This is a genomic window from Sphingopyxis sp. HIX (assembly GCF_001468285.1).
Lineage (GTDB): Bacteria > Pseudomonadota > Alphaproteobacteria > Sphingomonadales > Sphingomonadaceae > Sphingopyxis.
On the sequence record NZ_LNSB01000052.1, the window covers coordinates 25,148 to 35,970 of the forward strand.

The 10,823-nt window shown below is 67.5% G+C and carries 14 protein-coding genes; 9 read left to right on the forward strand and 5 right to left on the reverse strand.

Annotated elements, in window-relative coordinates; all coding sequences use genetic code 11:
• Positions 1–44 precede the first annotated feature (44 nt).
• Positions 45–494, forward strand: coding sequence for a peptidylprolyl isomerase (locus ATE62_RS19870; RefSeq protein WP_058809452.1), 450 nt, complete (start codon positions 45–47; stop codon positions 492–494).
• A gap of 88 nt (positions 495–582) precedes the next feature.
• Here the strand turns inward: ATE62_RS19870 and ATE62_RS19875 are convergent, their stop codons facing one another.
• Positions 583–1,707 (reverse strand): NAD(P)H-dependent flavin oxidoreductase, encoded by a 1,125-nt coding sequence (locus ATE62_RS19875; RefSeq protein WP_058809453.1) that lies wholly within the window; start codon positions 1,705–1,707, stop codon positions 583–585.
• Positions 1,708–1,811: 104 nt separating this feature from the next.
• Here ATE62_RS19875 and nadC point away from each other — a divergent pair, with 104 nt between their 5' ends.
• The 3 genes from nadC to ATE62_RS19890 all read left to right on the forward strand — a co-directional run bounded on the left by nadC (position 1,812) and on the right by ATE62_RS19890 (position 3,702).
• The gene (gene nadC / locus ATE62_RS19880) at positions 1,812–2,657 is read left to right on the forward strand and encodes a carboxylating nicotinate-nucleotide diphosphorylase (protein ID WP_058809454.1); all 846 of its coding nucleotides are present in this window, start codon (positions 1,812–1,814) and stop codon (positions 2,655–2,657) included.
• Positions 2,644–3,363 carry a ribonuclease T2 family protein gene (locus ATE62_RS19885; RefSeq protein WP_058809455.1) on the forward strand — a complete coding sequence of 240 codons (720 nt, stop codon included), beginning with the start codon at positions 2,644–2,646 and terminating at the stop codon, positions 3,361–3,363. Before nadC ends, ATE62_RS19885 begins: the two co-directional genes overlap by 14 nt.
• Positions 3,364–3,468: 105 nt before the next feature.
• Entirely contained in the window at positions 3,469–3,702 is a 234-nt protein-coding gene (locus ATE62_RS19890; RefSeq protein WP_058809456.1) for a hypothetical protein, read from the forward strand.
• A 65-nt stretch (positions 3,703–3,767) separates the two neighbouring features.
• On the opposite strand, the gene ATE62_RS19895 is transcribed toward ATE62_RS19890, so the two are convergent.
• A complete protein-coding gene (locus ATE62_RS19895) occupies positions 3,768–5,108 on the reverse strand; it encodes an MFS transporter (RefSeq protein ID WP_058809457.1) in 1,341 nt (446 codons plus the stop codon).
• Positions 5,109–5,242: 134 nt separating this feature from the next.
• On the opposite strand from ATE62_RS19895, the gene pgsA reads away from it, so the two are divergent.
• From pgsA to ATE62_RS19910, 3 genes are read left to right on the forward strand one after another with little or no spacing between them, the layout of a single operon-like run.
• Positions 5,243–5,815, forward strand: coding sequence for a CDP-diacylglycerol--glycerol-3-phosphate 3-phosphatidyltransferase (gene pgsA, locus ATE62_RS19900; protein ID WP_058809458.1), 573 nt, complete (start codon positions 5,243–5,245; stop codon positions 5,813–5,815).
• 3 nt (positions 5,816–5,818) lie between these two features.
• Positions 5,819–6,076 carry a MoaD/ThiS family protein gene (locus ATE62_RS19905; protein WP_197411727.1) on the forward strand — a complete coding sequence of 86 codons (258 nt, stop codon included), beginning with the start codon at positions 5,819–5,821 and terminating at the stop codon, positions 6,074–6,076.
• Positions 6,073–6,513 carry a molybdenum cofactor biosynthesis protein MoaE gene (locus ATE62_RS19910; protein WP_058809459.1) on the forward strand — a complete coding sequence of 147 codons (441 nt, stop codon included), beginning with the start codon at positions 6,073–6,075 and terminating at the stop codon, positions 6,511–6,513. Before ATE62_RS19905 ends, ATE62_RS19910 begins: the two co-directional genes overlap by 4 nt.
• A 186-nt stretch (positions 6,514–6,699) precedes the next feature.
• Here ATE62_RS19910 and ATE62_RS19915 read toward each other — a convergent pair whose 3' ends face one another.
• The gene (locus ATE62_RS19915) at positions 6,700–7,605 is read right to left on the reverse strand and encodes a hydrogen peroxide-inducible genes activator (RefSeq protein WP_058809460.1); all 906 of its coding nucleotides are present in this window, start codon (positions 7,603–7,605) and stop codon (positions 6,700–6,702) included.
• Positions 7,606–7,742: 137 nt separating this feature from the next.
• Between ATE62_RS19915 and ATE62_RS19920 the strand changes: the two genes are divergently transcribed.
• Complete coding sequence (locus ATE62_RS19920) at positions 7,743–8,207, forward strand: EF-hand domain-containing protein (RefSeq protein ID WP_058809461.1); 465 nt, start codon at positions 7,743–7,745, stop codon at positions 8,205–8,207.
• Here ATE62_RS19920 and trmFO read toward each other — a convergent pair.
• Positions 8,204–9,550 carry a methylenetetrahydrofolate--tRNA-(uracil(54)-C(5))-methyltransferase (FADH(2)-oxidizing) TrmFO gene (gene trmFO, locus ATE62_RS19925; RefSeq protein WP_058809462.1) on the reverse strand — a complete coding sequence of 449 codons (1,347 nt, stop codon included), beginning with the start codon at positions 9,548–9,550 and terminating at the stop codon, positions 8,204–8,206. The two genes, ATE62_RS19920 and trmFO, sit on opposite strands and share 4 nt — an antisense overlap.
• Positions 9,551–9,628: 78 nt before the next feature.
• Between trmFO and ATE62_RS19930 the strand changes: the two genes are divergently transcribed.
• Positions 9,629–10,291 carry a lysoplasmalogenase gene (locus ATE62_RS19930; RefSeq protein ID WP_058809463.1) on the forward strand — a complete coding sequence of 221 codons (663 nt, stop codon included), beginning with the start codon at positions 9,629–9,631 and terminating at the stop codon, positions 10,289–10,291.
• On the opposite strand, the gene ATE62_RS19935 is transcribed toward ATE62_RS19930, so the two are convergent.
• Positions 10,292–10,753, reverse strand: a complete 462-nt coding sequence (locus ATE62_RS19935) for a host attachment family protein (protein ID WP_058809464.1) — start codon at positions 10,751–10,753, stop codon at positions 10,292–10,294.
• Positions 10,754–10,823: the final 70 nt, after the last annotated feature.

The following is a 10,823-nucleotide window of genomic DNA, read 5'->3' on the forward strand; positions in this document are numbered from 1 at the left end:
CGCGCGGCTATGGGACCGCCAATCCCCTTTTTCAGGAGCTTTCCATGACCGAACAGACCCTCACCCTGTCGCTGTCGACCGGCGACGTCGTCATCCGCCTGCGCCCCGACCTCGCACCGCTGCACGTCGAGCGCATCGCCGGCCTCGCCAAGGAAGGCTTTTACGACGGCGTCGTGTTCCACCGCGTGATCCCGGGCTTCATGGCGCAGGGCGGCGACCCGACGGGCACCGGCATGGGCGGCAGCCCGCTGCCCGACCTGCCGCAGGAATTCAACGCCGAGCCGCACGTCCGCGGCGTGTGCTCGATGGCGCGCTCGCAGAACCCGAACAGCGCGAACAGCCAATTCTTCATCTGCTTCGACGACGCGCGCTTCCTCGACCGCCAGTATACCGTGTGGGGCGAAGTGATCGAGGGCATGGAAAATGTCGACGCGCTGCCCAAGGGCGAGCCGCCGCGCGAGCCGGGCAAGATCGTCAAGGCGACCGTCGCCTGATTTGGCGTCGCCCCCGCGCAGGCGGGGGCCGCCATCGGCCTAGCGCAACGCCTCCGGTGGCCCCCGCCTTCGCGGGGGCGACGGTTGATCAATCGCCGATAAAGCCGTTCAGCCGTTCGCAGGCGGCGACCCAGTCCTCCTTGAACTGCTGGACGACCTGTCCGGCGCCCATCGCCTCGTTCATCAGCCCGACGCCTTGGCCGACCCAATAGGTCGCGAGATGCTTCGCGCCTTCGTGGCCGCCTTCGGAGAGCTTGTCGACCTGGCGCAGCGCGGGTTCGCTGACCAGCGACTGGAGCGGCATCGGTAGCGGCTTGGGCGCGCCCTCGGCTTCCCAGGCGTCGGTCCAGGGCGAGCGCAGTTGGCGCGAGGGTTTGCCGGTGCGGCTCTTCGAGCGCACCGTGTCGCGCGACGAGGCGGCGAGCATCTTTTCCTTCACCACCGGGTTGGTCTCGGCCTCCGCCGTGGTCAGCCACACCGAGCCGGTCCAGGCGCCGTGCGCGCCCATCGCCATCGCGGCCGCCATCTGGCGCCCGGTGACGATGCCGCCGGCGGCGAGGATCGGTGTGGTCGCGCCAACGGCTTCGACCGCGGCGGCGACTTCAGGGACGAGCACCATCGTCGCGACCTCGCCGCAATGGCCGCCCGCTTCGCCGCCCGCGACGACGAGGATGTCGACCCCGGCGCGGACCTGCGCCAGCGCATGGTCGCGCGTGCCGACGAGCGCGGCGACGGGGACGTCGTTGCGCTTGCCGAGCTCGAGCATCAGCGGCGGCGGCACGCCGAGCGCGTTGGCGATCAGGCCGATCGGGTGGCGAAAGGCGACCTCGAGCAGGGCGGCAGCACCGGCGTCGCTCATATTGTCGCCGAGGCTGGAACTGGCCCCGCCGACGCTGCCCGCGTCGACGCCGTGCTTTTCGAGGAGATCGGCGACGAAGGCCTTATGCTCGTCGGGAATCGCGGGGCGCGCGGCTCTCTCTTCGCCCTTGCCGGCGAAGCTGTTCGGGACGATCAGGTCGACGCCATAGGGCCTGCCGCCGATATGCTGGTCGATCCATGCGAGTTCTTCCTCGAGCCGTTCGGGCGGAATGCCCGCGGCGCCGAAGACGCCCATTCCGCCCGCCTTCGACACCGCGACGACGACGTCGCGGCAGTGCGAGAAGGCGAGGAGCGGGAATTCGATGCCGAGCATCGCGCAAATGGGGGACAGCATGAACCTCTCCGATCTCTTCTATCTTCACCTGTGTCGAGCATGTCAGCGCTAGTTTACGTAAACGTCAAGTTGATTTGCTTGGGGAGCCCATTATCGCGGGCGGCATGAGCGATTTTTCCCTGACCGGTTTCGACCTCGACGCCTTTGTTCGCAGCACTTTCGCCGAGGATCTGGGGGTGGGCGGCGACGTCACCTCGACCGCGGTGATCCCCGCCGACGCGCGCTTCGAGGGGGTGATGGACAGCCGCGATGCGATCACCGTCGCGGGGCTGCCGATCGCCGAAGCGTTCTTTCGCGCGCTCGATCCGGCCATGAGAATCGAGATACTGGTCGGCGAGGGCGAAAAAGTGCCCGCCGGGACCGACCTGATGCGCCTGTCGGGCAACGCCCGCGCGATGCTGACCGCCGAGCGGTCGGCGCTGAACACGGTGCAGCATCTGTCGGGGATTGCAACGCTGACGCGGCAATATGTCGACGCGCTGGCCGGCGGGGCGACGCTGCTCGACACGCGCAAGACCATCCCGGGGCTGCGGGTGCTGGAGAAATATGCGACGCGAATGGGCGGCGCGACCAACCATCGCATGGGCCTGTGGGACGCGGCGATGATCAAGGACAATCATGTCGCGGTCGCGGGGTCGGTCGAGGAAGCGGTGCGCCGCGCGGTCGCCGCCGGAATCGCCAACATCATCGTCGAGGTCGACCGCGTCGACCAGGTCGAACTGGCGCTCTCCGCGGGCGCGACGCATCTGCTGCTCGACAATATGGACCTCGCGATGCTGCGCGAATCGGTCGCCATCGTCGGCGGGCGCGTGCCGACCGAGGCGTCGGGCGGGGTACGGCTCGACACGATCGGCGCGATCGGCGCGACCGGGGTGACCTATGTGTCGGTCGGGCGGCTGACGCAGTCGGCGCCGGCGGCGGACATCGGGCTCGATTTTGCGCTGGCCTAGCGCCGCCGCGGCGCTGCTCGCGCTCGCCCCCACTGCCGTCCAGGCGCAGGCCTTGGCGTGCAAGGCGCCCGACCGCATTGCCGTCCCGCGGATCGAACAGCCGCGGCGCGGCGAGCCGGTGCGCACGCCGCCGACCGCGGGCTATCTGCTGAGCCTCAGCTGGTCGCCGCAGCATTGCGCGGGGGTGCGCGATGCGAAGGATAAACGCGACCGCTTCCAATGTTCGGGCGAGAACGGGCGCTTCGGCTGGGTGCTGCACGGGCTGTGGCCCGAGGCGGCGAACCCCGGCTATCCGCAATGGTGCCGCCCGGCGAAGATCGTGCCGCAGCCGGTGCTGAAGCGGCATCTGTGCATGACGCCCTCGGCGCAGCTGCTGCAGCATGAATGGGCGAAGCACGGCACGTGCATGAGCCCGAACCCCGCGGCCTATTTCAAATCGGCGTCGATCCTGTTTGAGACCGTGCGTTTTCCCGACATGGGCAAGCTCGCGGCCAAGCCGCAGACCGCGGGGTCGATCCGCGCGGCGTTCATCGCGGTGAACAAGGGGATACGGCCCGAGATGCTGGCCGTGTCGGCCGACGACAAGGGATGGCTGAAAGAGGTGCGCTTCTGCTTGGGGCCGCGGATGAAACCGCGACGCTGCGCGAGTTTCCAGCGCGGGCTGGACGACAAGAGGGTGGTGCGCGTGCGAGCGATGCCGCGTTAACGCTCGCAGCGCGCGGCGTCCCGCGGCGGGACGTGCCCGGACGCGCCGGGCGTTAACGACTTTTTAACCTTATCGACTCGTTAACGCAGGCGTAGCTTGCGGGGCATGGACGAATTCGACTCCGAGCTTCGCATCGATATCCGCGACCGCATCCGCGACCATGGCCAGCGTCAGCTGGTCATCGCACGCATGAGCGCGCCCGCCGACTGGCAGGGCGCACTGCGCCACGCGATCCAGCAGCACCGCGAGCCGGTGAAGGTCTTCAAGGGATCGGACCTGAAGCTGTTCGTGCAGAGCTTCCTGATGTTCTTTACGGCAGCGATGGTGTTTTTGATGTGATGTGCCGTTGCGGGCAACAGTAGCTGCCGCAAAATCTTCTCCACGCGAAGCGTTGGGGAGGATCTTTAGACCCGAACGCCTTCATCCTCGTCGCCGGCCTTTGCCGGGCCATCGTCGCACGCCTTGTGCAGCTTGACCGCCAGCCAAGCCGAGATGATGCACATCACCGCGCTCATCAGCAGCTGGTCGACGACGCCGATGCCGACGAGGCCGAGGCCGATCGCCAGCAGCGAGCCCGCGACCATCGCGCCCGAATTGACGATATTGTTCGCCGCGACCGTGCGCGCGGTCTGGTCCTTGGGCACGGTGGTGGTGAGGAAGGCGTAGAGCGGCACCACGAACATGCCGCCGCTGATCGCGATGCCGAGCAGCGCGCCGAGCAGCGGGATGACGTCGGCGTGGCCGAGGAAGCCGTCGATGCCGTACATCACGCCCGAGGGATCATGTTCCCAGTTGCGGCACACCCAGTAGAAGGCGAGCACGAAGACGCCCATCACGATGACGCTGGCGGGGCTGTAGCGCGCCGAGACCTGGCCCTTGAGCAGGCGGTTGACCGCGACCGAGCCGATCGCGATGCCGATCGAGAAGATCGCGAGGAACAGGCTGGCGACGCTCTTGTCGGCGTGGAGGATGTTCTTCACCAGCGGCGGGAACTGGATGAACAGCACCGCGCCGATCGTCCAGAAGAAGCTGATCGAGAGGATCGCGAGATAGAGGCGCGGGATGTGCATCGTGCCGCGCACCAGCGTGATCGACGAACGCACGATGTGCCAGTCGATGCCATGTTCCTCATGCTCGGGCGGCGCGGGGGGAACCTTGCGGCCGGTCCAGTAGCCGAGCGCGGCGACGAGCACGACGCCGAGCGCGGCCCATTCGACCTCGATGACCCCGGCGAGGATCGTGCCCGCGAGGATCGCGATATAGGTGCCCGCCTCGACCAGCCCGGTGCCCGCGAGCACCTCGTCGCTTTTGAGGTGCTGCGGCAGGATCGCATATTTGATCGGGCCGAAGAAGGTCGAGTGGATGCCCATCGCGAAAAGCGCGAGCATCATCAGCGGGATGGCGAGCAGGTGGACCGCAAAGCCCATCCACGCGAGCACGAGCCCGAGCCCGCCGACGAGCATGATCAAAATCTCGCAGAATTTGACGATGCGGATGATCCGCGCCTTGTCGCGCGTGTCGGCGAGCTGGCCCGCGAGCGCCGAGAGCAGGAAGAAGGGGATGATGAACAGCGCCGTTGCGACCGCGCTGAACATCGTTTCGGAGGCTTCGTCGTTGAACACGCCATAGACGACGAACAACACCATCGCGTTCTTGAACAGATTGTCGTTGAACGCGCCGAGCAGCTGGGTGACGAAGAGGGGCAGGAACCGGCGTTGCTTCAACAGCGCAAAAGAGCCGGTCATGCGTGGTTCCATCCCGTTAAAAATCGCGCGAGCATCCGATGTCCCCCCGGCAATATGGTTGTCGCCCGGCGGGCTTATCGGCTAGGGCGGACAGGGTCAAAGCCTAAAGGCCGCGCAAGCGGGAAACAGGGGTCATGCTCAGCCTTCCGAACGTCCTGACTTTGTCGCGCATTTTGGCGGTTCCCATATTGCTGTTCCTGCTGTGGCCGGGCGTCCGCGAAGGATCGCACCAGCCGCTGGCGATCGACTATGCGCTCGCCTTCGGCCTCTACTGCCTGATGGGCATTACCGATTATTTTGACGGCTATGTTGCACGCTCGCGCGGGATCGTGTCGCGGCTGGGCGCCTTCCTCGACCCTATCGCCGACAAGATCATGATCGCGGCGGTGATCCTGCTGCTGGTCTTCACGCGCGACATCGACGGCTATCATGTCATCGCGGCGCTGATGATCCTGCTGCGCGAAATCATCGTGTCGGGGCTGCGCGAGTTCCTCGCGACGCTGCAGGTGTCGATGCCGGTGACCAAGCTCGCCAAATGGAAGACGACCTTCCAGCTCGTCGCCTTCGGCGCGCTGATCCTGGCGGGGGCGCTGCCCGCGATGGTCTGGATCAAGACGGTGGGGCTCGTCTCGCTGTGGGGCGCGGCGGTGCTGACGTTGATCACCGGCTGGGACTATCTGCGCGTCGGCCTGAAGCACATGGATTGAGCGATGAGCCTGAAGCTCAGCTATTTCGCTTGGGTACGCGAGCGGATGGGGACCGGCGAGGAATCGGTGACGCTGCCCGACGATGTGCGCACGGTCGCCGACCTGATCCTGTGGCTCGCAGCCCGCGACGACGCCGGAGCGCGCGCCTTTGCCGAGCCGATGCGGATCCGCGCGGCGGTCGACGGGCATATGGCGGGGCCGGGCGCGGTGGTGCCGCGGAGCGGCGAGGTCGCGCTCTTTCCGCCGGTGACCGGCGGATGATCCGCGTCGCGGTCCAGCCGGGCGTCATCGACGTCGCGGCCGAATATGCGGCGCATGACGCCGGCGGGTATGGCGCGAGCGCGAGCTTCGTTGGGCGGGTGCGCGGCGACGACGGGCTCACCGAATTGTTCCTCGACCATCATCCGGTGCTGACCGCGAGCGGGCTGGAAGCGCTGGCGGGCGAGGCCGGGGCGCGGTGGAGCCTGGGGGCGCTGACGTTGATCCACCGCGTGGGCGGCATGGCGCCGGGCGAGACGATCGTGCTGGTGCTCGCGAGCAGCGCGCACCGGGCGGAGGCGCTGGCGGCGGTAGAGTTCCTGATCGACCGGCTGAAGACCGACGTGATGCTGTGGAAGCGCGAGACGTTCGGTGACGGGCGCGCGGCGTGGGTCGAGCAGCGCGAGGGCGATCACAAACGCGCCGAGAGGTGGGGTTGATGTTCCTTCTCCCTTGATGGGAGAAGGATATGGAGCCTTGGCCGCGACGCGGTTTAGGCGGAGTTGGATGAGGGTGGTGGTGCATTCTTTCACGGTAATTTCAGGCCGAGATCGCACCCCCTCCGCTGCGACTAACGAACAAAGTTCGTAAGTCTCGCTGCCTCCCCCATGAAGGGGGAGGACAAATCAGGCCGCCCGGTGCTGCCTGAAGATGTCCGCGAGCATCCGGAACTCCTCGGCGCGCGGGCTGCCCTTGCGCCAGACCAGCGCGATCGTGCGCCAGTCGTGGTCCGAATCGAGCGGCCGGGTGTCGATGTCGGTGTGATCGAGGATGCCCGCCTCGATCGCCATCTGCGGCAGCATGGTGATGCCAAGGCCGTTGTCGACCATCTGGACGAGCGTGTGCAGCGAGGTGCCCATCATCCGCGCGCCGGCGCGGAGTTCGGGGCGGTTGCACGCGGCGAGGGCGTGGTCCTTCAGGCAATGGCCGTCCTCGAGCATCAGCATCTGCGCGGGGTCGATCTGGTCGGCGCTGACCATCGCGGGGAGATTTTCCGACTGCTCGCCGGGGAAGGCGACGAACAGCGCGTCGTTGAAGAGCTGCTCGGCCTCGACGTCGCCGCAGGCATAGGGGAGTGCGAGCAGGACGCAATCGACCGCGCCGTGGTGGAGCGACTCGCACGCCTGCGCGCTCGGTTCTTCGCGGAGGAACAGCTTGAGCGCGGGGCGGGTCTTGCGCAGCAGGCGGAGCATGTTGGGGAGCAGGAAGGGCGCGATCGTCGGGATCACGCTCATGCGCAGCTCGCCGACGAGCGGCGCGGCGGCGGCGGCGGCCATATCGGCGAGTTCCTCGGCCTCGCGCAGCACGCGGTGCGCTTTCTCGACGATCTTGTCGCCGAGCGCGGTGAAGCGGACGACGCGGCGCGTGCGCTCGACGAGCGTCTGACCGAGCAGGGTCTCGAGCTCGCGGATGCCCGCCGACAGCGTCGATTGCGTCACATTGCACGCGTCGGCGGCGCGCCCGAAATGGCCGTGCTCGTGCAGCGCGACGAGATATTGCATCTGTTTGAGCGAGGGCAAATAGTTGTGCATTGATCGGATATAGCAATCGTCAGCGCGAATTTGAACAAGACGTTCGATCATTTGATCGATCCGATGTGCGGTGCATCCGGTTGCCGGACAGGCCATGTCCATGATAGCCCTGCGCAATTCGGGCGGAGGGCGTAGCGATGGCGGTTTCGCGGTTCCTGATCGGGGGTGTTGCCGGCGTGCTGCTTCTCACCGGCGGGGTGTTCCTGTGGAAGGGGCAGACGCAGCTCGCCGAGGAAGAGGTCATCCCCGACGCGCCGCCCGATCCGGGGCCGATCCCGGTCGCCGCCGCGGGGGCACCGAAGCGCGGGCCCGCGCCGCCCGCCTTGCCCGCGGCGAAGGAGGCCTCGCGCGAGGAGCGGCGCTTCAACCGCTACGACCGCGACCGCAACGAGGTGGTGAGCCGGATCGAGATGATGTCGACGCGCACCGCGGCGTTCCGCAAGCTCGACAAGGACGGCAACAACCTGCTGACCTTCGAGGAATGGGCCGGGGCGACGGGCGAGCGCTTCGCGGGGGCGGACCGGGACAAGTCGGGCGGGCTGAGCCGCGCGGAGTTTGCGACGACGGCGCCGAAGCGGGTGGTGGCGAAGTGCAAATGCTAGGCTGAGACGCCTTCGGCCAGCTTCATCCACTCGGCAAGCTTCGTCCCCGCGCGCTGGGTATAGCCCAGCTTGCGGTCCTTCTTGCGCACATCCTCGGCGAGCGGCGGGAAGAGGCCGAAATTGACGTTCATCGGCTGGTAGCTCGCGGCGTCGGCGCCGCCGGTGATATGGCCGAGCAGCGCGCCGAGCGCGGTCTCGGGCGGCGGCGGGGGCAGGGTGCGGCCGCCGAGCTCGGCGACGGCGAAGCGCGCGGCGACAAGGCCGATCGCGGCGCTCTCGACATAGCCCTCGCAGCCGGTGATCTGACCCGCGAAGCGGATATGCGGCGCCGATTTGAGGCGAAGCTGGCCGTCGAGCAGTTCGGGCGATCGGATGAAGCTGTTGCGGTGGAGCCCGCCGAGGCGCGCGAATTCGGCCTTTTCGAGGCCGGGGATGGTGCGGAAGAGCTCGACCTGCGCCGCATGCTTGAGCTTGGTCTGGAAGCCGACCATGTTCCACAAAGTGCCGAGCGCATTGTCCTGGCGCAGCTGGACCACCGCATAGGGCCAGCGCCCGGTGCGCGGATTGTCGAGGCCGACGCCCTTCATCGGGCCGAAGCGCAGCGTTTCGACGCCGCGTTCGGCCATGACCTCGATCGGCATGCAGCCTTCGAAATAGGGCGTGTCGGTCTCCCACTCCTTGAACTCGGTCTTGTCGCCATCGACGAGGCCTTGGACGAAGGCGTGATATTGCTCCTTGTCCATCGGGCAGTTGATATAATCCTTGCCGTCGCCGATCGGGCCGACCTTGTCCCAGCGGCTCGCCATCCAGGCGACGTCCATGTCGACGCTGTCGCGGTAGACGATGGGCGCGATGGCGTCGAAGAAGGCGAGCGAATCCTTGCCCGTCGCGGCACCGATGCTGTCGGCGAGCGCGGCGGCGGTGAGCGGGCCGGTAGCGACGATGGTCAGGCCTTCGCTGGGCAGCGTGTCGATGCGTTCGCGGACGATCGTGATGTTGGGGTGGGCTTCGAGCGCGCGGGTGACGCCGCCCGAGAAGAGGTCGCGGTCGACCGCGAGCGCCGAGCCGGCCGGCACCTTGGTTGCGTCGGCCTCGCGCATGATGATCGAGCCGAGGCTGCGCATCTCGCGGTGGAGCAGGCCGACGGCGTTGCTGTCGCCGTCGTCGCTGCGGAAGCTGTTCGAGCAGACCATCTCGGCGAGCGTGTCACCCTGATGCGCGGGGGTCATGTCGCCGCCGCCGCGCATTTCGGACAGGCGGACGCGGTAGCCGGCTTCGGCGAGCTGCCAGGCCGCTTCGGAGCCCGCGAGGCCGCCGCCGATGATGTGGATGTCGTGCGCCACTCTTTACCCTAATCGTTGACTTGCGGTTGGTGCGCCGCGCAGTAGGCGCGTTGGACCAAAGATGCAAAGGGGCGGGCGATGAGTGAGCGAAGCTGGGATCGGGCGCAGTGGTTGTGGTGGCTGGCGCTGGCGGGCGGGATCAGCTTTTTCGTCGCCGTGTTCCTGCGGCTCGACGGACCCGCGATCTGGGCGTGGAAGACGACGGGTGTGGGTTTCCTGGCGCTCTGGGCCGGGGCGAATGCGCGCGGTCGCGACGGCTGGTTGATCGCGGCGGCGCTGGGGTTCGGGGCGCTCGGCGACTATCTGCTCGATGCGATCGGGCTGGAGAAGGGGGCGGTCGCTTTCGTGATCGGGCATCTGATCGCCATAACGCTGTACCTGATGAACCGGCGGCCGCAGATGACGGCGTCGCAGCGGTTGCTCGGCTGGCTGGCCATGCCCGCCACGCTGGTCATCGTGTGGGGGATGCTGAGCCCACAGCCGGGCTGGTGGCACGCCGCCGTCTACTCCTTGTTCGTCGCCGCGATGGCCGCGGCGGCGTGGACCAGCCGCTTTCCGCGCTACCGCACCGGGATCGGCGCGATGCTGTTCCTCGCGAGCGACCTGTTCATCTTCGCAGGCGAGGGCGGGGTGCTGAGCAAGGACGTCACGATGTGGCTGGTCTGGCCGCTCTATTTCGGCGGACAGGCGCTGATCGCCTGGGGCGTCGTGAGCACGCTGGCGAAAGAAGCGCGCGGCTGATCAGCCGGGAGGCGAGCCTTCGCCGAGCAGCAGGGCTTCGATGTCCCCGATCGGACGGTCGGTCATTTCCTTGACGTGCTCGCCCTTCAGCCGGCTCTGCACCTCCTTGTGCCACAAGGGGCGGAGTTCGCCCATCGTGCGCGCGGGGGCGACGACGACCAGTTCGTCGAACTCGCCCGCGAGCGCCATCTTGTTGACCTTCTCGCTGAGTTCCTTCGCGAAGCGATCTTCCTCTTGCTGGTGGAAATCGGGCTCGCCCATCGTGCCGCCCGAGAGGCCGGTGCCGGCTGGGGCGGGCGACTGGCCCGACGGCGCGGTCTTGATGTCGCTGTTCTTGCGATCCTCGCGCTCGCGGTGCGAGGCGGTGCGCAGGTCGATCTGCTGTGCATCGCCCTCGTTGCGCAGGAACAGCGCCTTGCGGCCGTCGGCGACGAGGACGAGCGTGTCGTGGGACAGGGGCATGGGTGTTTCTCCTTCGTTGGTGAAGGGAAAACGCGCGGGCGCGGGGTAGGGTTTCGGCGGGGTATCGGGG

What these genes read in the sequence shown, in the direction of transcription:
- pgsA (WP_058809458.1), top strand. Translation starts at nt 5,243, where the DNA reads ATGCTCAGCCTTCCGAACGTCCTGACTTTGTCGCGCATTTTGGCGGTT.
- ATE62_RS19930 (WP_058809463.1), top strand. Translation starts at nt 9,629, where the DNA reads ATGAGTGAGCGAAGCTGGGATCGGGCGCAGTGGTTGTGGTGGCTGGCG.
- ATE62_RS19935 (WP_058809464.1), bottom strand. Translation starts at nt 10,753, where the DNA reads ATGCCCCTGTCCCACGACACGCTCGTCCTCGTCGCCGACGGCCGCAAG.
- ATE62_RS19890 (WP_058809456.1), top strand. Translation starts at nt 3,469, where the DNA reads ATGGACGAATTCGACTCCGAGCTTCGCATCGATATCCGCGACCGCATC.
- ATE62_RS19915 (WP_058809460.1), bottom strand. Translation starts at nt 7,605, where the DNA reads ATGCACAACTATTTGCCCTCGCTCAAACAGATGCAATATCTCGTCGCG.
- ATE62_RS19910 (WP_058809459.1), top strand. Translation starts at nt 6,073, where the DNA reads ATGATCCGCGTCGCGGTCCAGCCGGGCGTCATCGACGTCGCGGCCGAA.
- ATE62_RS19920 (WP_058809461.1), top strand. Translation starts at nt 7,743, where the DNA reads ATGGCGGTTTCGCGGTTCCTGATCGGGGGTGTTGCCGGCGTGCTGCTT.
- ATE62_RS19905 (WP_197411727.1), top strand. Translation starts at nt 5,819, where the DNA reads ATGAGCCTGAAGCTCAGCTATTTCGCTTGGGTACGCGAGCGGATGGGG.
- ATE62_RS19870 (WP_058809452.1), top strand. Translation starts at nt 45, where the DNA reads ATGACCGAACAGACCCTCACCCTGTCGCTGTCGACCGGCGACGTCGTC.
- nadC (WP_058809454.1), top strand. Translation starts at nt 1,812, where the DNA reads ATGAGCGATTTTTCCCTGACCGGTTTCGACCTCGACGCCTTTGTTCGC.
- ATE62_RS19875 (WP_058809453.1), bottom strand. Translation starts at nt 1,707, where the DNA reads ATGCTGTCCCCCATTTGCGCGATGCTCGGCATCGAATTCCCGCTCCTC.
- ATE62_RS19895 (WP_058809457.1), bottom strand. Translation starts at nt 5,108, where the DNA reads ATGACCGGCTCTTTTGCGCTGTTGAAGCAACGCCGGTTCCTGCCCCTC.